The following is a 20,925-nucleotide window of genomic DNA, read 5'->3' on the forward strand; positions in this document are numbered from 1 at the left end:
TAAGATTAATTAACTACAGCTAAGATTACAGATATATTGTCCTGACCACCGTGTTCGTTGGCCTGTCTAACAAGTGTCTGTGCACAGTCGTGAATGAGCTGATGACTTAGATCGTCGTTCTTTTTGATCATGTCATTAATGATGAAAAGAATATCTTCATCGCTTAGCTTTCCATGAAGTCCGTCAGAGCAGAGTAGAAAAATATCACCTTTACTAGGTTTGTAATCATAAAGGTCGACTTCAATTCCTGATTCAAAACCAACCGTTCGAGACAAGTAATTCTTATTCGGATCATTTGCTGCTTGATCGCGGGTATAAATTCCAAAATTTATTTTTTCTTGAATAACTGAATGATCTTTTGTTAGTTGAAAAATTTGACCTTGAGTAATGACATAAGCACGAGAGTCTCCAACATTTGCAATACTTGCTTTATCTTTTCCAAAAAGAATTCCAACAACAGTTGTTCCCATTCCTTTTAGCGATGGTTCTTCATCCGCATAGTTTTTGATTTTTTCATTTGCAAAGTGAACAGAATCTTTAAGTACTTCTGAGATATCAGTGCTGGCAGCTTTTAGTTCTTTAACTTTCTCTGCAATATATTTAATTGCCATTGTAGAAGCGAGTTCACCTCCAGAGTGTCCACCCATGCCATCTGCTACAATATAGAGTTTACTTGAATTTCCAACGTAAATAGAGTCCTGATTGGTTTCTCTCTTGCGGCCAATATCTGATACGCCGGCACAAATAATTTCCATGTTCACCCTTGTAATCCCTCAACAATTCTTAATCTGTAATTCTTATATTTTCAAATGGATACAGATTTTAGTCAAATGCTTTTGTTTGACTTCAATTTTGCCAAGAATTTGCCTAGTAAATTTAGTGATTACTTGATTGTTTTACGGTGTCAAAAAGTCACTACATATTTTTTTTATACTTACCTTTGATCTTACTTAGTTTTTCACGTTATAATATATTTAGGAATTTAGCTTGCAGAGAATGCAAATCATGGATGGAGAAAATATGACTAAAATGAATATGAAAGACTTTATGAGTGAGAACTACAAAGTTGAAGACTTTGCTCACTTACACTGGACAGGAAGTTTTCAAGAATATGTAGATCTTGTATCTGAAGATCCTCGAATCGCACGCAATTCATTCCAAAGAATTTTTGATATGATCATGACTTTTGGAACGAGCACATACCTAGAATATAAAAAAGAAATTACTAGATATCACTTCTTTGATGATCCAATTGGAAATGGTAAAGATGCCGTTTTTGGGATTGATGTACACTTAATGAAATTAGTAAACTTTTTCAAGGCCGCTGCTCTTGGTTACGGTACTGAAAAAAGGGTATTACTACTTCACGGTCCAGTAGGTTCTGCTAAATCATCAATTGCAAGAAATCTTAAAAAAGGTCTTGAACACTACTCAAGAACAGATGAGGGAGCTCTTTATACTTTCGAATGGTATGACGAAGAAGAATCAGACATTCTTGGTGGTCAAAAAGTTTTTCCATCTCCAATGCATGAAGACCCATTAAAGCTAATTCCACATGAAGTAAGAAAAGAATTCATTGAAGCAATGAATAAGGGTAATAAAGAACAAAAAATTAAAATTCGCGGAGAAGTTTGTCCTGCTGACCGTTATATCTTAAATGAGTACATGATTAAATATGACGGTGACTTCATGAAAGTTATGGAAAATCACATCCGTGTTAAGAGACTTATTCTTTCTGAAAAGGATCGTCTAGGTATTGGTACTTTCCAACCTAAAGATGAGAAAAACCAAGATTCAACTGAACTAACAGGTGATATCAACTATAGAAAAATCGCTCAATACGGATCTGATTCAGATCCTCGCGCCTTTAACTTCGATGGGGAATTCAATATCGCTAACCGTGGTATTATCGAATTCATCGAAATGTTAAAGCTTGATGTTGCTTTCCTTTATGACTTACTAGGAGCGTCTCAGGAACAGTCAATTAAGCCAAAGAAATTTGCTCAAACAGATATTGACCTTGTCATTCTTGGTCACACAAATGAGCCTGAATTTAGAAAGCTTCAAAATAACGAATTTATGGAAGCTCTACGTGACCGTACTGTAAAAATTGATATTCCTTATATTACTCGTCTTGATAATGAAGTGAGAATTTATCAGCGTGATTTTAATGCTGAAAAAATCCCTCATGTTCACATCGCTCCACATACTTTAGATATGGCAGCAATGTGGGCAGTTTTAACAAGAATGGAAGAGCCAAAGAAAGCAGACCTTACTCTTGTTCAAAAACTTAAGCTTTATAACGGTAAGACTCTTACTGGGTATAATGAAGATAACGTCAAAGAGCTTCGTAAAGAAGCGGTAAGAGAAGGTTTAGAAGGTATTTCTCCTCGTTATATCCAAGATAAAATTTCTAACGCTCTTGTTAAGTATGGACACACTGGTTCACTAAACCCATTTATGGTTTTCAACGAACTTGAGTCTGGACTTAAAAATTCTATGGCAAATAATCCAGAGGCAGTAGATAAGTATCGTGAGATGCTAGCAATCGTTCGCCAAGAGTATACAGACATTGTTAAAAATGATGTTCAAAAAGCTATCTCTCTTGATGAAACTGCAATTGAGACTCTATGTGCAAATTATATTGATAACGTTAAGGCCTACACTCAAAAAGAGAAGGTTCGCAACAAGTACACAGGTAAACTTGAAGAAGCGGATGAGCGTTTCATGAGAAGCATTGAAGAGAAGATCGACATTGCTGAATCTCGCAAGGATGACTTCAGACGTGAGATCATGAACTACATCGGTGCTCTTGCAATCGAAGGTAAACAATTCGATTACAAAATGAATGAAAGACTACACCGTGCACTTGAGCTTAAGCTTTTTGAAGATCAAAAAGATGCGATTAAACTTACAACAATCATCTCTAATGTTGTTGATAAAGAAACACAAGAGAAGATTGATGTTATCAAGTCTCGTCTAATTAAGAACTATGGTTACTGTGAAATTTCAGCAACTGACGCTCTTAATTACGTCGCTAGTATATTTGCAAAAGGAGACAGTGCTAAGTCTTAGGACTTAGCACCTCCACAACTGGAGAGTTAATGGATCACCCGATTAAAAGAGACCACGCACGTTTTCGAAAAATTATTAAAGGAAAGGTGCGTGATAATCTAAGAAAGTATATTGCTGGCGGTGAGATGCCAATTCCAAAGGGCAATGGGCAATTTAAAGTACCAATGCCTTCAATCAACACTCCTCAATTTCGCTTTGGTGATAAAAGCCAAGGAGGAACAGGACAGGGTGATGGCCAGCCAGGTGATCCAGTCGATGGACAAGGTGAACCGCAAGAAGGTCAAGGGGAGCCAGGTGAAGCTGGTGAGCAGGAAGGTGATAAGGCCCTCGATGTTGAAATGAGCTTAGATGAGCTTGCTTCAATTCTTGGAAATGAGCTAGCACTTCCTAAGATCGAGCCTAAAGGTAAGAAGAATATGCAGTCAACTGTTGATCGCTACACAAGTATCGGTACAGTTGGACCAGATTCACTTAAGCACTACAAGAGATCTTTTAAAGAGGCCCTAAAGCGACAAATCGCAATGGGGACATATGATCCAAAGAATCCTGTCGTTGTTCCAATCAAAAGTGATATGCGCTACCGCGCAAGTGATTCAAAGATAGAATTTGAAAACTCTGCAGTTGTAATCTACATGATGGATGTTTCAGGATCAATGGGGGATGAACAAAAAGAAATTGTTCGCACTGAATCTTTTTGGATCAATCTCTGGCTTAAGTCGCAGTATAAAGATATTGAAATTCGCTATATCATTCATGATGCAACGGCAAAAGAAGTTGATGAAGAAACATTCTTTAGAACTCGTGAAAGTGGTGGGACTCTTATTTCATCGGCACTTAAACTTTGTAAGGATATGATTGCTAGCGATTATAATTCAGATGAGTGGAATATTTATCCTTTCCATTTTTCGGATGGTGATAACTGGTCTGCAGAGGACACTAAGGTTTGTCTTGATATTTTAAAGAATTCAATTATTCCAAACTCAAATGCATTCTTCTACGGACAAGTAGAGTCTCGTTATGGTTCAGGTCAGTTTTATAAGGACCTCGCCAAAGAATTCGGTGAAAAACACGAAGATGTTATTTTGAGTAAAATTAAAAATAAAGAAGCAATCCTAGATTCAATTAAAGACTTTCTAGGAAAAGGTAAGTAAGGCGTGACTCCAGTAATAAGTAGTATGGAAAGAACTAAACCACTAAGTGGAGAACTTGCAAGATTAAGAGATGAGGTTCATAGCTATGCAGTAGAATATGGCCTTGATTTCTATCCTGTTGTTTTTGAAGTTTGTGACTACGATACAGTTTGTATTTTAGCAGCAAATGGAGGTTTTCCTTCTCGCTACCCGCACTGGAGATTCGGGCTCGAGTATGATCGTCTTGCTAAAGGAAACCGTTATGGTTTTCAAAAAATATACGAACTTGTAATCAATACTGACCCTTGCTATGCATATCTTTTAAGCTCTAATCGCTATGTTGATCAGAAACTTGTTATGGCCCACGTTTATGGGCATGCTGACTTCTTTAAGAATAATGCTTGGTTTAGAGGAACAGATCGTCGCATGATGGATGTTATGGCCAATCATGGAACGAAAGTTCGTCGTTATATGGATAAATATGGCCAAGACCGTGTCGAAGAATTTATTGATACAGTCTTATCATTTGAAAACCTACTTGATGTTAATGTGCTTTTCCAAAGTGAAGAGAAACAAAGAACATCTGCTGATGATGAATTTGAATTTAAGGATGACCGCTCGCAAGTTCTTAAGTCATTTATGAATTCTAAAATGGCGCGCTCAGGCCTTGATAGCGATAAGGTGGAAGTTAAGAAAACACCACTTGAGCTTCTTGATGAAGAAATTCGTGGAACACGTGATATTATGAAATTTCTAATTGATCACGCTCCAATTGAAGACTGGCAAGCGGATATCATTGGAATTCTAAGAGAGGAAGCTTATTACTTTCTTCCACAGAGAATGACTAAAATTATGAATGAGGGGTGGGCATCTTACTGGCACTCTAAGATTCTTACTAAGAAGGCCTTAAATAGTTCTGAAATTATCGACTTTGCTGATATTCATTCTGGTGTAATGGCCATGAGTAAGCAAAATATCAATCCATATAAGATCGGCATTGAGCTTATGCGTGATATTGAATACCGTTGGGATACTGGAAAATTTGGAAAAGAGTATCAAGATTGCACAGACCTTCATAAAAAAGAAAATTGGCATATTGAAACAAATATGGGACGTGAGAAAATCTTCGAAGTAAGACGCACTCATAATGATATTACTTTCATTGATGAGTTCTTTACTGAAGAATTCTGTAATCGTATGCAGCTTTTTACGTATAAGTATAACTCGCGTACAGGACGCAATGAAATTGAAACGCGTGACTTCAAAGAAATTAAGTCAAAGCTTCTTAATCAATTAACAAATTTTGGTACACCAATTATTGAAGTGGAATCGGCAAATTATAAGAATCGTGGTGAGCTTCTTCTTCGTCATGTACACCAGGGAGTAGACCTTGACGTTGGGCAGGCCCAGGATACAATGGCCAATATCTACAAGGTTTGGAAGAGACCTGTCTCAATCACTACTATCGTTGAAGATAAGTCCATTGTTTATCTTTTTGATGGGATTGAGTTTAAAGAAGATAACTAACGAGTAATCTATATTGCTTATTGACCTAAAATTACTTTCAAGTAAAATTGAAGTATCTTTAGATATAAGAATTTAAGTCAATTTAGGAATATTCATGCTTTCAAAAAGTACCCTCTTCGTTTTATCGTTAATCTTTTCAATTCAAACCTTTGCAGCGATAAAGTTAAATTCTGGACGTGGTGATATTTCACTCGTTAGCAAGAATGGCTCACGCCAAATTGACGCAACAAAAATTTCCCAAGAGATAGGACTTTCTCAAGACACTCTTATCATTACTGAAGATAATTCATATGCCCGCCTTGTTAATGATCGCGGTGATACTATTTTTATAGGGCCAAATTCGAAGGTTACTATTGAACTAATTAATGCGACAGAAGGTGACTTTATTTCGCTTCATGCAGGCCTTGTTAGAATCATGGCAAAAAAGCAGCGAAAAGTAAGAGAGGGGCGATTTGATCGCGTCTTTGTGCGCACTAATAGCGCTCTTGTAGGACTTGAAAACTCTGACTCTCTTATCCTCTACAATATCTATAATAACGTAACAGGTGCTCTTACTTTTACAGGTAAGGCCAATATGAAAAGAGTTAATCGTTCTCATAAATTTAGTGCAGGTGAAAGACTTGTTTTTAGAAGAAGCGTTAAAGAGCAAAAGATCAAGTTTAAGTTTCGCACAAATAATGAACTCCAAAACTTTAGCATGGAAATTAATGAAGTCCTCTTTGGGGATAACTTAAAGGACGTCTCAACTGTTGCTAGAGGACAGTATAGTGCTACTTTTCACGATTCTAGACCAGTGTCTATGCCTGTAAAAATCAATCCTCTGCAATTATCAAGATTATACAGTAATAGACTTCTTGATATGACAGTTTATTCTGAAGATACTGATAGTGATGATTTTAATATTGCACCATATCCTTTAGTTTCTAACTTAATGAAGCCTGCAGAACAAGTTAGTTCATACCGCGGGCAGTACTCTGCTAATCAAAGAAGATACGCGCCAAAGGCAGGTGGCCTTATTGATTTAGTTTCTGGAATTTATATTCCACCTGAAAAAGATGCCACTTTTAACGAAGAATACCGAGTATATGAGGCCCGTGAAATCGGCCGCATTAATGGTTCAAATGGAAACTTTATTGCACCTAAAAATCTGACTCTTGATCCAAATCGTGGCTTTGTTGTGGTCAACAATACTCATGAGTCAATTGAGAAGCAAAATCAATTAAATAATCTTTTAAAGTCAAATCTCTTATTGGCCAGTTATAAAAATGTAAGTGGAAAGAAAATGACTACGGCAGAAAGATTTTCTTCAAATATCATTGGCCTTTCACTCGTTAACCAAGGTTATACTTACGGTTATGGTTCAGGTGATTTTGAACTGAGTAAGCGTGGTATTGAGCTAAGTTTAGCGTTGATTGGTAATGGAAGTTTTAGGCCATTTGCAAAATTTAGACTATTAAATGAAAATTTTGAAACCTCTGCTTTTTCAAATAATATCGAACGTTTTTATCAAATGAATTTAGGTCTTGATTATCAATTCGGCCATATTTTCTATCTTAGCGGACAACTGTCAATTGATGAGGAGCCTATCGTACTTAGTGCTAGTTCAAGTATCGTAAGTGCAACTCTAACTAATTTTATCGGGGAGTTTGGTCTAAAAGTAATTAATCTAGATAAATTAGATCTTTTTGCACGCGCCGGTGCTAAGTATAATCTTGCTAATGCTGATGATGGATTTGATGTTGATAGTGGGATTGGTTTCTATTTTGGAGCTAAGGCCGATTACTGGCTAAATCGTGCTAGTTTCATTTTTGCGGAATTTGATTATCTGGCCCATTCATATTCAATTTCTGGTGGTGGAAATGATAGTGATGTTGATATGAGTGGAGCGGTATTAAATATTGGCTATCGCTATTCTTTTTAAGAAAAGATTTTTATCAGTGCCCAAGTTTTGGGTACTGAGCTAGATCAAGCTCGTAAATATCTTTTTGATAAATTAAGACAGGCTCTTCGAATTTCTTATCTGAGACAGGTGCTATCATCGCCTCAAGTCGGTCCTGTATTGTTTTAGATTCCATTTTTTGGTCTTTTCTTATGACTTCAGTTGTAAAGTTATTCCAAAGCTTCGATTGCATGTGTAACCAACAACTGATGATATTCTTATTCAGACACGATTTATCACTCAATTGTACCCAATTTTGATCGTTATTTAACAGTTTTAAATATGTACTTAAAATAGCTGCTTCATAAGGAAGTCTTTTGTTGTAACGAATATCAAGATTATTCATCAGATAGACGGCCTCCTTAAATTTACCTTCTTTAATAAGAATATTTATTCTCAATAACTCTTTCTCTCTCGATAAAGAGTCTGATACGGGTATCTTTGATAGGGCAACCCTTGCGTTTCTAAAGTTACCACTAAGCCATGCGGCAGCTAGTAATAACTTGTTATTCACAATTGATTCAGGTTTTAAAATCAAGTTAGAGATATAGTGTGAATAGGCCGTTTTAATGTCACCTTTATGAACTTCCATATGGCCTTTAATCTTGTTTGTATTCGTATTATCTATTGATTGCGCAAGTTTTAAAGCCTGATCATATTTTCCTGCATTATAAAGGTTTACTGCAACTAAAGTTCTAAGCATTGGATCAGCATAGAAATCAACAGGGATTTTTCCATAATGCTTTAACACTCTCTCATGTTCTTTAAAAAAGATTCCATATCTTAGAACTGTCTTAATGATATCTAAGTTATTGCTGGCCATGAGATCTCGTATTTGTGTTGATCTCACATATCCTTTCAAGCGTTTTTCTAAAACCAAGTTAAGCCATGTATTATCTTGATAAGGGTTTTTATTATGTACTCTAATAATGCAATTATTGTATATTTCTTCAACCTTTGAATCCATTTCCTTTGGCATAGAAAGGGCACTAACCATTCTTAGTGTACAGTTTTGATAAAACCATGATGCATTATCTTGAAGAGAGGCAAGCGTATCTCTTGTCTCCTTTGCTCTAGCATCTGAAAAGTATGCTAGAACAAGGAAGCGTTTAATAAGGAGTTCTTTCTTATAACTATTAGTCTTTGCAAGTAACTTTTCTAATACCAATATGGCATCGTTGGAATGGCCGTCTATTAAAAGTGACTTGGCCACGCGTAATTGATCGAGAAAGTCTTTACGATCATCAAGTTGTAGGCCTTCGTTAAAGTAGGCGGCCTCAATCTCATGATAAATATTGTATGGAGGATCAAGTTCTCTTTTTGCTTGTCTGGAAATAATCGAAGAATACGATTGGGCACGAATCATTTCACTTAGTAATGATAAGCTAATGAGTATAAGAATGGCCTTTAGTGAAATTATTTTCATATTTTAATTCTTTTAAATTTCCTATTAAACCTTTCGGGAATAATTCCGATAACTTAAGGGAAACTTTAAATGGATTTTACATGGATGTTTTCGCAAAATTCTTAAATTATATGCGCATTGTTTTTGTGAGCTTATTTGGTCTGCTGTCTCTTTATTCACAAGCTGCCGATAGCCTTGTTTTAAACAAACAAGGGGATATGATTTTTGATAATCTGAGTAAATCAATCGAACAATCTCGCGTTAAAAATTCAAAAGAAAACTTTGATCTCTTAAATGATTATAGAAAATTTTATCTTGAAGATGAGAAACTTGATTATTTTTGTCGTGAAAATAGCGCAAAATTATACTTTAAAAATGGCCTTGAAAGAGACGAGTTTTATCGCACTATCATGGCAACTCTTCAGTATAAGATGATGACGTATTCGATGCATGCAATAGCGACTTATGCCAAGAAACTTCAATTTGATAGCGAGCAATATGATAATTTAGTAAGATCTCTCATCTCAAAGTGTTCGCAAAATATAACTTTAATGGGACATCGTCTTATAAAGTATCATTTCGATAATTACTTCAAAGACGAAGGCGAAATATTCTTGCCAATAGATCAAAGAAAGAAATTATTTACAGATAAACTTAATAAGCTACAAAGTGAAAATGAAATTCTTGTTAATGAACTTTATTATACGACAGGGATTTTTTCACACGCATGCTCTTGGGGAGGTCAAGTTGAGTATCCTAGAGAGCTTTCAAAATTTCTTTCTTCTTCCGCTGTTATGAGTTTTATCATCCGTGAATTAAGTGGCCTAGATACTTATAGCTATGATGATAAATTGTCTGACAAAAAAGGGGCGCTTTGTCGCAATCAAATTTGTCGTCCAAAAGAAATCACAAAAATTCAAAATGGAATCATCCGACCAGTTGGTTCTGCCAATTTAAATTTTGATTTCAAACTAGCGTATTGTGAAAAATTTCGTTTCTCTTCTCCTAAATATTCGACAGAAGTTAGTCCTGAGTTGGTGAGTGCTCTTGATGAGTTTAAAGAAGAGAGGCCGCGCCTAATTGGTCAGTTCTTGGCCCTTGTTACTCGCATACCTGATTTTAATGTATGGACTCATGATTCAAAAACAATTAAGGACTATATTTCATTGTCAAATGATGGCCTATGGGATTTTTGGGCATCAGATTATCTGAAATCAAATTCTAAAAAGCTCTCTTACGAAGAGGCCCTAGTTATGCAAGTTGATAAAGAAGTAAATAACTACTTTGTTTATCATAAAAGCTTTCCTCAGATTAATTTCAATGTTCTTCATGGAGAGTTTGATAAGGCAAGTGACATCAATAATATGTTAGGCCTACATTTTGATATTAATATTCCTCGTACTGATATCAAATGGATTTATGAGCAATACAAAATCGCTCATGTTGGAAACGATGATAAGTCGATCAAGAAGTTAAAGGAGCGTTTGGCCCTTTATGTCGAAAATGATTACAAGGATATTAAAGATACGCTGATGCAGTTTTCAGTAAATGCTGATTTAACGCAAATAATAACAGATGAGCTTTTTAGACAATTTGATATAATTGATATGATTGAGCTACCAAAGGGTGAAGATAATAGACAACTAAAGATTGGCGTAAATATTAGAATTGCACCATTTGCTCTTGTTGCAATACGAAATAAAAGAATTGTATCTGATCTATCAAGTAGAGATTTAAGTGAAATTAAGTCTTTAGAAACTCTAAATAATATCGATTCTATGGCCTCGGAAGCCAAAAAATGATAAATAGCCTTAATGGCAAAAATTAATAACAATAATAAGAATAACAATCAGTCAGATCCTAATTATGATGTTGAGGTTCTCCCATCAGTTGAGGATTCTGATCTTTTTGATAATGATGTCGAAGTAATCGAGGATGATCTCGAGTATGTTGATATCAGTCCTAAAAAACTTACGATAGATGAAGAAGTTGAGCTCATTCAAGAGACTCTTCCGGCCCTGGCCTCAAATCTTCCTGTTCCTTCAAAACTAGATAATAAATTAAACCAATATCTAAAAGATATCTCACGTTATGAGCTACTTTCTCCTGAACAAGAGAAGCTACTGGTAAAGCAATTTCGTGAATCAGGTGATATTGATTTGGCAAAGAAACTCGTTGTTTCTAATCTTCGCCTAGTTGTCAAAATCGCTATGGAGTACCGAAGTGCTCACGCTAATGTGATGGATTTGATTCAAGAAGGGAATATTGGCCTTATGAAGGCCGTCTCATTATTTGAACCAGATAAAGGCGCAAAGCTTTCATATTATGCTTCTTGGTGGATTAAATCTTACATTCTAAAATTTATTCTCGATAACTTTAAGTTAGTTAAACTTGGTTCAACAAATGAACAAAAGAAGTTGTTCTATAACCTGATGCGTGAAAAAGAGCGTCTCGAGGCCCAAGGGATTAAGCCTGATCATAAGACTATTGCCCAGAACCTTGATGTTAGTGAAAAGGCCGTGGCCCTGATGGATATGCGCCTGGGTGAAGGTGGCTCTGAAGTTAGTATTGATACTCCGGTTGGAGAGTCGTCTTCGACCATGGGAGACCTACTGCCTGATTCTGGTGATTTTGCCGAAGATATCGAGTTCCAACAATCCTTGAAATTATTACAAGATAATCTGGATCATTTTATCCAAGGCCTAAAGCCTCGTGACCAGGAAATCTTTCGCGAAAGGCTTCTAAATGATGCTCCGCGCTCTCTACAGGCCATCGCAGATGATTATGGGGTTTCTCGTGAGCGAATTCGCCAAATTGAGGCCCGTTTGCTCGAGAATTTAAAGGTTTACATGAGTGAAATAATACGTTAGTATGCTCAAAATTATAGCGCCCCTTTCTTGGCCTGGAAAATAACTTCCTTGCTCGGTTTTGGGTAAGTTTTAGGAGAAAAATATGATTTCAAATGCAGAAACAGCAAGCATCGTAGCAGAATTTGGTAAAGAATTTGGTGCAGGTGAAAAAGACAGTGGTTGTGCAGCGGTTCAAGTTGCAATTCTTACAACAAGAATCAACAACCTTAAGACACACTTTGGTGCACACATTCACGACTATTCTTCAAACCGTGGTCTTCTTAAGATGATTGGACGTCGTCGTCGTCTTCTTAAGTATGTTGCTACAAACAACGAAGAAAACTACAAAGCACTAATTAAGAAACTTGGTCTAAGAAAGTAAGCTTTATATATCAAGGCAAAAGAAAGGAAGCTTTATGCTTCCTTTTTTTTATTTAAGCAGTTAAAATTTTAGTACGGAAATGGTTAAGAGGAGAGTTTGAGATTTAAGGGATATTAAAATTTAAAAACACGCTGATCTCAGTGGTTTTAGATTTTCATATTCTTTGGATTTCTTCTCACATACATTCCAACTAACACATTTCTAAATATAGACATTCAAAAATATAAATGGAGTTATTTATGTTAAACAACAAACGAGAGTTTACTTACAACTTTGGTGGTAAGGAAGTTACAATTGAAACTGGTCGTATGGCAAAACAAGCTGACGCATCAGTTATCGTATCTAGTGGTGGTACACAAGTTCTAGTTACTGCTACATCTGCAACAGAAGTAAAAGACGGACAAGACTTTTTCCCACTTCTAGTTGAATACACAGAAAAATTCTATTCAGCAGGGAAGTTCCTTGGTGGATTCTTAAAAAGAGAAGGTCGTCCTTCAGTTGGTGAGACTTTAAATGCTCGTCTAATTGATAGGCCACTAAGACCTCTTTTCCCACACGGATATATGTTTGATACAGTTATTTCTGCAACTGTAATCTCTTACTCACCAGAAGGTGACCCAGAGGTTCTTGCTGCACTTGGTGCATCAGCAGCTCTAACTATTTCTGATATCCCATTTGAAGGTCCAATTGGTACTTGTAAAGTTGGTCGTATCGGTGGTGAATTTGTTATTAACCCTGACCATGACAAGTGGGCAGAGTCTGATATGGAAATCGTTGTTGCAGCAAGTGACAATGCAATCCTTATGGTTGAAGGGGAAGCGAAAGTCGCTCCTGAGCAAGATGTTCTAGATGCAATCTTTTTTGGTCAAAAAGAAATCGAAGGCTTTGTTGCATTCCTTAAAGATATTCAAAAAGAAGTTGGTAGAGCTAAGCGTGAATTCGTATCAGCAGCTGCAAACAATACGATGCTTGAAAAAATCAGAGCAGACTACACAGCAACAGCTCGTGAGGCGCTTAAGATTACTGATAAGCTAGAAAGACAAAAAGCTGTTAAAGCTATTGAGGCTCAAGTTAAAGCTGCAATGGCAGACGCACCAGAAGCTTTTGGTCTAACTGAAAACGATGCATTCGGAAAAGAAGCATACAAAGGTGTAGATGAACTAATGTATGAAATGCTTCGTGGAGATATCTTAAATGAAGATAAGCGTATTGCTGGTCGTGGACTTGCTGAAGTACGTGAAATCGAAACTGAGATTGATGTACTTAAAGTTCCACACGGATCATCTCTATTCACACGTGGAGAGACTCAGGTTATGGCCGCTGTTACTCTAGGTGGTAGCAAAGGTGCTCAAATGAGTGACCGTATTATTGGTACTTCAGAAGATCAATTCTATCTACACTATAACTTCCCTCCATATTCAGTAGGTGAGGCACGTGGTGTACGTGGTGTTGGACGTCGTGAGCAAGGTCACGGAAACCTAGCTGAGCGTGCTCTTAAAGCAGTTATCCCAACAGACTTCCCATATACAACTCGTCTTGTATGTGAGGTTTTAGAGTCTAACGGTTCTTCTTCAATGGGTTCTGTATGTTCAGGTTCAATGGCACTTATGGATGCTGGTGTTCCTCTAACTGCTCCTGTTGCAGGGATCGCTATGGGTCTAGTAACTGATGGTGAAAGATTCAAGATTCTTACAGATATCCTTGGTGACGAAGATCACCTAGGTGATATGGACTTTAAAGTTGCTGGTACTACTGAAGGTATTACTGCAATTCAAATGGATATCAAAATTACAGGTCTTACTAAAGAGATCGTTGAAAGTGCAATGGCACAAGCAAGAGAAGGACGTCTTCACATCCTAGAAGAGATGGCAAAGACTATTTCTGTTGAAAGAAAGACTCTTAAAGAGGGTGTTCCTGTAATGAAGTCTATGCAAATTAAGCAAGACCAAATCGGTGGCCTTATTGGTCCTGGTGGGAAGAATATTAAGAAGCTTCAAGAAGATTTCGAACTTACTATCGAGATTGATGAAGATGGAACAACTAAATTCATCTCAACTAATCAAGAGATGATTGATGAGTGTATGGCACTTGTTGGCCTACAACTTAATGGACCAGAAGTTGGTAAAGTTTACGAAGCAAAAGTTGCTTCTCTTAAAGACTACGGTGCATTTGTTGATATCGCTGCTGGTGTTGGTGGACTTGTTCACATCTCTGAAATCGCTGAAGATAGAATCACTGATGCAGCTGACTACCTAGAAGAAGGTCAAGAAGTTAAGATCAAGGTTCTTGAAATTGATAAAATGGGACGTGCAAAGCTTTCAATCAAAGCTGTTGAAGCACTAACTCGTCGTGATGGTAAAACTGAAGCAGAAGCTCAAAAAGATGCACCAAAGCGCGAGCCACGTGAATCAAGAGATGGTGATAGAGGTGATCGTCGCCCTCGTCGTGATGACAGAAAGCCAAGAGGTGACAGAAAGCCTCGTGGTGAGAAAAAAGACTAGTTAGTTAGATCAGGATTTTTATGATCGATAGAGTAGTTGATTTAAAAGTAAAGAAGCTAGAGCATTACGACTCTAGCTTCGATCTTCCACAATATGAAACAACTGGAGCTGCAGGTGCGGATCTTCGTGCTCATCTTGAGAACAAAGATAGCCTTGTGATTGCTCCAGGTGCTCGTGTCTTAGTTCCAACAGGACTTAGTTTTGAGATCCCTCACGGGTATGAAGTTCAAATTAGGCCACGTTCGGGACTATCATTTAAGACTGACCTACTTGTTGTTAACTCACCTGGGACAATCGATTGTGATTACCGCGGAGAAGTTAAGATCATTCTTGGAAATTTTGGAAAAGAGGATTTCATCATTAAGCATGGTGAGCGAATTGCTCAGATGGTTATGGCCCCGGTTTGGCAGGCCAGAATTTCGGCCGTGGATGAGTTATCTGATACTGAAAGAGGAGCTGGAGGTTTCGGCTCAACAGGGACAAAGTAGTAAAATAAGGATTATTGTAATGAGTTTAAAAGTAAACTATAGCCAAGCTTCATCTCAAGAAGAAGCCTACAATCTAGGTAAGCAGGCCGTAACACCTGAATACGTCGCAAAATTCAATGTAAAAGCTGATGTGACGACTGATGATGGTAATTTTTCCATGCAAGCTAAAGGAAAAGGCTTTGAATTGAAGCTAAAGTTTGAAGAATCTTACTGTCTGGTTGATCTTGACCTATCTTTTATGCTAAAGCCTCTTAAAGGAAAAATTTTAGAAACCATTGAGAATAAGATTAAGAAGACGGTTTAATCCTTCTTTATCTAACTCAATAAAAATAATGAAGGCTTAAAATGTTCAAAGTTACTCTTACTCCATCAAATGAGACAATCTATGTTGATGATGAGATGTCTCTATTAGAGCATCTAAAAAAGAATGGAGTTTATGTTAACTCTAGTTGTGGCGGACACGGAACTTGTACAGATTGTATCGTTCGTGTAATGGCCGGTGCAGATAATCTTAATGAACCAACAGAAGTTGAAAAAAAGCTTATCGGTAATGTTTTTCACATCACTAAAGAGCGTATGTCATGTCAGACAATCGTAAATGGTGAAGTTACTGTGGATATGTCTGGACACTCTAAAGCTGGTGTTGAGGCAAAGCGCGAAGCTAAGAATAAAAAAGTTGTTAATGATAAACTTTCAAAGCTTAAGCAATCTGGAAACTTTAAAGTTAGAAAGAAAGATGAAGTTGAGAAAGTAATGACTGAGCGTCAAGCTAAGTGGGAAGAAAAGAACTCTAAGAAAGAGGAATGGAAAAACCACTGGGAGCGTGATGGACGCGACAACTCTAAAGAAAAGCGCCTAGGTGGCGGACGCCGTCCTAAAACAATTCGTCAAAACTACAAAGAAGAAGACGATAAAAATTCTAAAGACGATTAAAAATTAAAATTCCGACAGCAGGGCCTGAATCTTTTTCAGGTCTGCTTTTCTATTTGAGCGATCAACAAAAATATACTTTCCATCTTCAAGCTTTGCAAAAAGCTGGAAGTAACCTTTGTTTTCAAATCCACGCATTGTAGGATCTTGCTTCATTTTTGCCACATTTGGAGAGTCCATAAAGTGATCGATTGAAAAGGCATCCTTTGATTCTAGTTTATAAGTCTTCTTATAAATTGGAATAAAGAACAGTCTATGCTTTAGTACAAGCTTATCATCTTGCTTAACGATGAATTTCTCATACATATAAAAACATAGCGTAATAAATGGGATTAGAAATAGAGTGGCCGCAACTGCAATTACAAGTGCCTGATTGATACTATCACCTGTGTTGTAAAGCTTAACCATTGGACCTTTAACACCAATGAACATTGCAAAGACAACTGTTGCCGCTGCTAGAAGATAGCCCCAGAAAACCATTGGTAGTCCATAGGTTTTAAGAGTTAAACCCTCTTCATTGATTGTGATACGATCTTTTTCTTCTTTTGATACTGGAAATATAAACATTAGGCCCATGTGGCGTATTTTAGTCACAGGCCTGCGATTAGTCTACAGATAATTACCTTGTTCGCATTAACTTTTGTTCATAGTTTTTGCAAAAGCTGGAGAGTCGCTAGAAAGACGATAGCGCCGATGGTGGAAATAACGATACTTCCAATAAGGCCATAGCCTGCAAAGCCAACCAGATGGAATGTGAAGCTTCCTACGAAGGAGCCCATGATACCCACGATGATATTGCCCACAAGGCCAAAGGTTTCTCCGCGATAGAGACTTCCGGCCAGCCAGCCTGAGATAGCACCAATAAATAAAATTATGATAAATTGTTCGATGGCCACGAAACACCTCCTAAATTAATTCATTTTAGGAGATGTATCGTATTGATTGTTAGTTAAGATAACTTAAATAAGTAAAACTTTTAAGCTCTAAGTACTGGGCCTAAAGCCAAGTACTTAGTGAGAAGTTAATTGCGTATCCGTTCGTCTCGTCCGCGTTACCATCTGTTGATGTATTTGTTTCTTCTCTTAGTTGGCGCTCAACAAGGAAACCACCATTAAGTTGTACTTTCTTTGATAGCTTGTACTGAGCACCGATATCAAGTTTGTAGATCGTTGTTCTACTTACATTTCCATCGTTATATCTCGACTGTCCAAACCCATCAGTTCCCGTAGGGTAGTCTGAAGCATCGTGTGCTAGATCGTAAACAAATGAGTACTCAGCGTTAATCCCCGCGGCCCACTTGTCATCGATCTTATAAAGGAAGCCAGCTTGAGCATTGTAAGTCTCTTGCTTAAGAGTTGCGTAGCGATCGTTTGGATGCTTTGAGAAGTAACCAAAAAGACCTTCTGTCCAAAATGCCCAGCTATTATTTTCATATTGGTATGCTACAGAATAACCGTGATCTGCTTCTGGATCGATATCGCGCCAGTAAGTGAAAGCACCTACGATGATCTCATGATTTTGAGAAGGGATATAGCGACCTTTATAAGCAAAACCTCTTTGAAAGTTTGTGTTAAAAGTTCTTTCTGTATCATAAGAAAGCTCAGACGTCGGATCTCCACCAAGGTATGGAATTGATTGATTGTCTCTGTCACGTCTTACTTGTTGGTTTGAACCAAAGAAAGTCACATCGTGAATTTGACCTTGTCTCCATCCACCGTAGCGTAGAGTTAGAAGATACTTTCTTTTAAAGTATCCAGCTCTCATCCCAGAGTATGTTTGCGTAAGGTATCCACCGTCCATTAGGTTTCTTTCAGTGATACCAAAGTGCATTGTATAGAAAGGAACTTTACCCTTACCACCTGTTAGTTTCCAATTACTATTGAAACGGTAAGTAAGTAGGGCCTCTTCCATTAGATCAACAGTTGTCCCAGCTTCTTCAGTTGCATCAATATCAAGTTTGAACTTTGCACTCCACTGCTCGTGGTTAAAGTAAACTTTAATATCAGCAGTACCATAACCCATTTCAGCACGAGTGCTGTTGCCACCGATCTTCTCAAGTGTCATTAGGTCTAAAACCATGAAGGCACGAACATTGAAGTCGTAGGCTTGGGCAGTAATACTACTAAGTAGTAATAGTGAAACTAGTAGGGATTTTTTAAACATTGTCTACTCTCTCTTATCAAAATGACATATAAATTGGCGATTTAATAAGAGAGATGTATCAATTAAGTGACAAACTGTAAAAACAGAATTGTGTTAAGTGTGAATTACTTACAATATAATTTTGCCTTTGCTGTTTTTTAAAGCTTATTGCAGTCTTCGTAATTCTCGTAATATTGTTCGTAGTCAGGAACTGATGTTTCCTTACAGTCTTTTCGCTCAGAAGCGACATCACGAGTTGAGTTCGAAGAGCACGAGGCGCTAAATAAAACTAGTGTAGACAGGGCAAGTAGAGAGATAATTTTTTTCATGAAAAACTCCTTTTTCCTGCAAATATTATAACTCGAATTAGGATAAAAAAAAGGCCTGCAAAATGTGCAGGCCCTCTATTACATGATCGATAGAATCGATTATTAAGAGTGTGACTTATGGGCCTTTTTGCCCTTCTTGTCTTTGCGATCACATGATTTTCCATCACATTTTTTCGAGTCTTTGCAGTCTTTTTTCTTCTTAGCGCAACAACTCTTTTGTGAGCGATCACATGACTCACCAGTTTTGAATGATGAACAAGATCCCATAACTAACAATGCAGTTAGACCAAGTACTTTAAACATAACTTCTCCTTAAAATTTGTTAATAATCTTCAACACAAAGATTAAAGAGGCCTTGCAATTAGCAAACTCTTTTGAGGTTGAAATTCTTTGAATAATTTTAACCCATTTTCGTAGAAGTTGAACGTAGAAAGGCCTGCGGCATTATTTTCTAAAGCTGCAAGATGAATAATAAAGTTAAATAATTTAGGACACTCAAAGCCACTTGTGACGATAATTTGCCAATTTCTTTTATCACGTCTTAACTGGAAGAATTCAAAGACACTTATGTTGACACCAAACTTTAGAACTAAATGACTTACTTCCTCTGGTATAGAGTCCCTAAATTGAAATTCAAAGCTTTCATCAAGAGCTAGAGTGATCTTATCACTCCATAAACTTTGGGCCCAAAGCCCAAGGTCACTAAATGGTTCTTCAATATATTCGATGGCATCAATTGTATTTGAATCGAGGTTATAGAGAATACTTTCTAAGACTGAGCTATCAAGGGATCTATTGCCATCAAGGCGTAACTTAACTCCTTTTGCTGCAAGTGAATTAAGGTCTGTGATAACTTCATGGGTATTAGAGTTAGTCGAGATTTTATATTTTAAAATATCAGAGGTGCCAAACTTTAAGTCTAATCCTTTCTGAAATAGTAAATTGATTTTGACGCTATTATTTTTACTAAAGTAATCTTCGTGATTGTCTTGCTTGAAGTTTTTCTTACGATAATATTTTATGAGGGCATACTCAAAAGCAAGAATAACGTTATTTGGAATATCTTTGGCATCAATAAGAGGTGCTTCAAATAAGTCCCCATTTAGAAATTGCTCGAGAGGATAGTCAATTTCGTACTCATGCTCAAGTTCTTGATTTTCGTAAAAGAAAGCAAACTGTGTAATATAAGAAGTGAATACTTCCTCTTTAATATATACTTCAACTTCAAAGTAATCGATTTTCTTATACTCTTTTGCTCGCGCCTTAAGTGCTAAGCGCATATTGTGAACTTCTTTGTATATAGGTCTAAGAATTAGCTTAGCCACAAGATTCCACTATAGATAAGTGATGTAATAAATAGGTACTTACCTGTACGAGCAAGACTATCGTTATAAGCTGGAGATGGCCCATTTTTAATTAAGAAAGTCCATGTCTTTAAAAAAATGAGAGTTATAATTAGAAACACCATCATAAAAGCAAGTGATTGTCCTTGATTTAGAACTAGGTATGAGTGGGCACATAGAATGAAAAAGGCTTGAGCAACAAAAAATAATGGAAGCCAGCTAGACGCTTGCTTTTTGAGTGCACGATTCAGTAGAACACCAAGAGTCATCTTTTTTGCAATAGCATCACTTTCAATATCACGTGCATTATTAATGGCCATGATAGCAGCACTTAAAAGGCCAGGAAAAAGACTTAGCAGTATGACTGCGTCGTTAATCGTTGAGGTCTGAAGGTAGTAAGTTCCACAAACTGCAATATTTCCGAAGAAGATAAGAGCAAGTAGTTCTCCCATTCCATAGTGTGACAGAGGAAATGGCCCTCCTGTGTAATGATATGCACCAGCGATTGAGGCCAGACCTAGAATAACAATGGGCATACCCCCAACATTCATCAGGAAGATTCCGAGAAGAAATGCTAAGGCCAACGTTCCAATAAAGAATTTTTTAACTGTTTGCGGCTCTATTAGGCCGGTGTTTGTGACACGTTCTGGACCGAGGCGCTCTTGCGTATCAACACCAGTCTGAGTGTCATAGTAGTCATTGATTAGATTTGATGAGATTTGTAAAAGTAATGTACAAAGCAGAGTAATAACAAAAATAATCCAGCTAATCTCGCCTTGGTCAAAAAAGGCATGTGCTGTCGCTAGTATTACTGGTGAAGCTCCCGCTGGTAATGTCTTTGGCCTTGCTGCAATGATAAAGCCTTTTACAAGTTGACTCATTCTT

General features: G+C 37.1%; 20 protein-coding genes. 11 read left to right on the top strand and 9 right to left on the bottom strand.

What is annotated here, in order from left to right; all coding sequences use genetic code 11:
* Window positions 1-5: 5 nt before the first annotated feature.
* Window positions 6-755, bottom strand: a complete 750-nt coding sequence (locus ACMAWV_RS08345) for a Stp1/IreP family PP2C-type Ser/Thr phosphatase (protein WP_103217313.1) — start codon at window positions 753-755, stop codon at window positions 6-8.
* A gap of 265 nt (window positions 756-1,020) precedes the next feature.
* Between ACMAWV_RS08345 and ACMAWV_RS08350 the strand changes: the two genes are divergently transcribed.
* The 4 genes from ACMAWV_RS08350 to ACMAWV_RS08365 all read left to right on the top strand — a co-directional run bounded on the left by ACMAWV_RS08350 (window position 1,021) and on the right by ACMAWV_RS08365 (window position 7,653).
* Window positions 1,021-3,075 (top strand): PrkA family serine protein kinase, encoded by a 2,055-nt coding sequence (locus ACMAWV_RS08350; protein WP_103217572.1) that lies wholly within the window; start codon window positions 1,021-1,023, stop codon window positions 3,073-3,075.
* A 29-nt stretch (window positions 3,076-3,104) separates the two neighbouring features.
* Complete coding sequence (locus ACMAWV_RS08355; RefSeq protein WP_103217312.1) at window positions 3,105-4,226, top strand: DUF444 family protein; 1,122 nt, start codon at window positions 3,105-3,107, stop codon at window positions 4,224-4,226.
* 24 nt (window positions 4,227-4,250) lie between these two features.
* On the top strand, window positions 4,251-5,732 hold the full coding sequence (locus tag ACMAWV_RS08360) for a SpoVR family protein (RefSeq protein WP_103217311.1): 1,482 nt from the start codon (window positions 4,251-4,253) through the stop codon (window positions 5,730-5,732).
* A gap of 94 nt (window positions 5,733-5,826) precedes the next feature.
* Complete coding sequence (locus tag ACMAWV_RS08365) at window positions 5,827-7,653, top strand: hypothetical protein (RefSeq protein WP_412469589.1); 1,827 nt, start codon at window positions 5,827-5,829, stop codon at window positions 7,651-7,653.
* Between the two features lie 13 nt (window positions 7,654-7,666).
* Here the strand turns inward: ACMAWV_RS08365 and ACMAWV_RS08370 are convergent, their stop codons facing one another.
* Entirely contained in the window at window positions 7,667-9,097 is a 1,431-nt protein-coding gene (locus ACMAWV_RS08370; RefSeq protein WP_103217309.1) for a hypothetical protein, read from the bottom strand.
* An 80-nt stretch (window positions 9,098-9,177) separates the two neighbouring features.
* On the opposite strand from ACMAWV_RS08370, the gene ACMAWV_RS08375 reads away from it, so the two are divergent.
* From ACMAWV_RS08375 to ACMAWV_RS08405, 7 genes are all read left to right on the top strand, one after another.
* Window positions 9,178-10,878 (top strand): hypothetical protein, encoded by a 1,701-nt coding sequence (locus ACMAWV_RS08375; protein WP_412462642.1) that lies wholly within the window; start codon window positions 9,178-9,180, stop codon window positions 10,876-10,878.
* Window positions 10,879-10,890: 12 nt separating this feature from the next.
* Window positions 10,891-11,946: an RNA polymerase factor sigma-32 gene (locus ACMAWV_RS08380; RefSeq protein ID WP_392991847.1), complete on the top strand. Its 1,056-nt coding sequence runs from the start codon at window positions 10,891-10,893 to the stop codon at window positions 11,944-11,946.
* Window positions 11,947-12,028: 82 nt separating this feature from the next.
* Window positions 12,029-12,307, top strand: coding sequence for a 30S ribosomal protein S15 (gene rpsO / locus ACMAWV_RS08385; protein WP_103217306.1), 279 nt, complete (start codon window positions 12,029-12,031; stop codon window positions 12,305-12,307).
* A gap of 239 nt (window positions 12,308-12,546) precedes the next feature.
* Window positions 12,547-14,808, top strand: coding sequence for a polyribonucleotide nucleotidyltransferase (pnp, locus tag ACMAWV_RS08390; protein WP_103217305.1), 2,262 nt, complete (start codon window positions 12,547-12,549; stop codon window positions 14,806-14,808).
* A 20-nt stretch (window positions 14,809-14,828) separates the two neighbouring features.
* Window positions 14,829-15,296 carry a dUTP diphosphatase gene (gene dut, locus ACMAWV_RS08395; RefSeq protein WP_103217304.1) on the top strand — a complete coding sequence of 156 codons (468 nt, stop codon included), beginning with the start codon at window positions 14,829-14,831 and terminating at the stop codon, window positions 15,294-15,296.
* A gap of 19 nt (window positions 15,297-15,315) precedes the next feature.
* The gene (locus ACMAWV_RS08400; protein WP_103217303.1) at window positions 15,316-15,600 is read left to right on the top strand and encodes a polyhydroxyalkanoic acid system family protein; all 285 of its coding nucleotides are present in this window, start codon (window positions 15,316-15,318) and stop codon (window positions 15,598-15,600) included.
* Between the two features lie 41 nt (window positions 15,601-15,641).
* Window positions 15,642-16,229, top strand: coding sequence for a 2Fe-2S iron-sulfur cluster-binding protein (locus ACMAWV_RS08405; RefSeq protein WP_103217302.1), 588 nt, complete (start codon window positions 15,642-15,644; stop codon window positions 16,227-16,229).
* Window positions 16,230-16,232: 3 nt separating this feature from the next.
* On the opposite strand, the gene ACMAWV_RS08410 is transcribed toward ACMAWV_RS08405, so the two are convergent.
* The 7 genes from ACMAWV_RS08410 to menA form a co-directional block, all read right to left on the bottom strand.
* Entirely contained in the window at window positions 16,233-16,793 is a 561-nt protein-coding gene (locus ACMAWV_RS08410; protein ID WP_103217301.1) for a hypothetical protein, read from the bottom strand.
* A 77-nt stretch (window positions 16,794-16,870) separates the two neighbouring features.
* Window positions 16,871-17,122, bottom strand: a complete 252-nt coding sequence (locus ACMAWV_RS08415) for a GlsB/YeaQ/YmgE family stress response membrane protein (RefSeq protein WP_103217300.1) — start codon at window positions 17,120-17,122, stop codon at window positions 16,871-16,873.
* A 100-nt stretch (window positions 17,123-17,222) separates the two neighbouring features.
* On the bottom strand, window positions 17,223-18,389 hold the full coding sequence (locus ACMAWV_RS08420) for a hypothetical protein (protein WP_412469587.1): 1,167 nt from the start codon (window positions 18,387-18,389) through the stop codon (window positions 17,223-17,225).
* Window positions 18,390-18,526: 137 nt separating this feature from the next.
* Window positions 18,527-18,697, bottom strand: a complete 171-nt coding sequence (locus ACMAWV_RS08425; RefSeq protein ID WP_158246822.1) for a hypothetical protein — start codon at window positions 18,695-18,697, stop codon at window positions 18,527-18,529.
* A gap of 102 nt (window positions 18,698-18,799) precedes the next feature.
* On the bottom strand, window positions 18,800-19,000 hold the full coding sequence (locus ACMAWV_RS08430) for a hypothetical protein (RefSeq protein ID WP_103217298.1): 201 nt from the start codon (window positions 18,998-19,000) through the stop codon (window positions 18,800-18,802).
* 41 nt (window positions 19,001-19,041) lie between these two features.
* The gene (locus ACMAWV_RS08435) at window positions 19,042-20,022 is read right to left on the bottom strand and encodes a hypothetical protein (protein WP_412469586.1); all 981 of its coding nucleotides are present in this window, start codon (window positions 20,020-20,022) and stop codon (window positions 19,042-19,044) included.
* Entirely contained in the window at window positions 20,010-20,921 is a 912-nt protein-coding gene (gene menA / locus ACMAWV_RS08440; RefSeq protein WP_412469585.1) for a 1,4-dihydroxy-2-naphthoate octaprenyltransferase, read from the bottom strand. Before menA ends, ACMAWV_RS08435 begins: the two co-directional genes overlap by 13 nt.
* Between the last annotated feature and the right edge of the window lie 4 nt (window positions 20,922-20,925).

Origin of the sequence: Halobacteriovorax sp. RT-1-1, from assembly GCF_047085455.1 — a bacterium.
Classification (GTDB): Bacteria; Bdellovibrionota; Bacteriovoracia; order Bacteriovoracales; family Bacteriovoracaceae; genus Halobacteriovorax_A.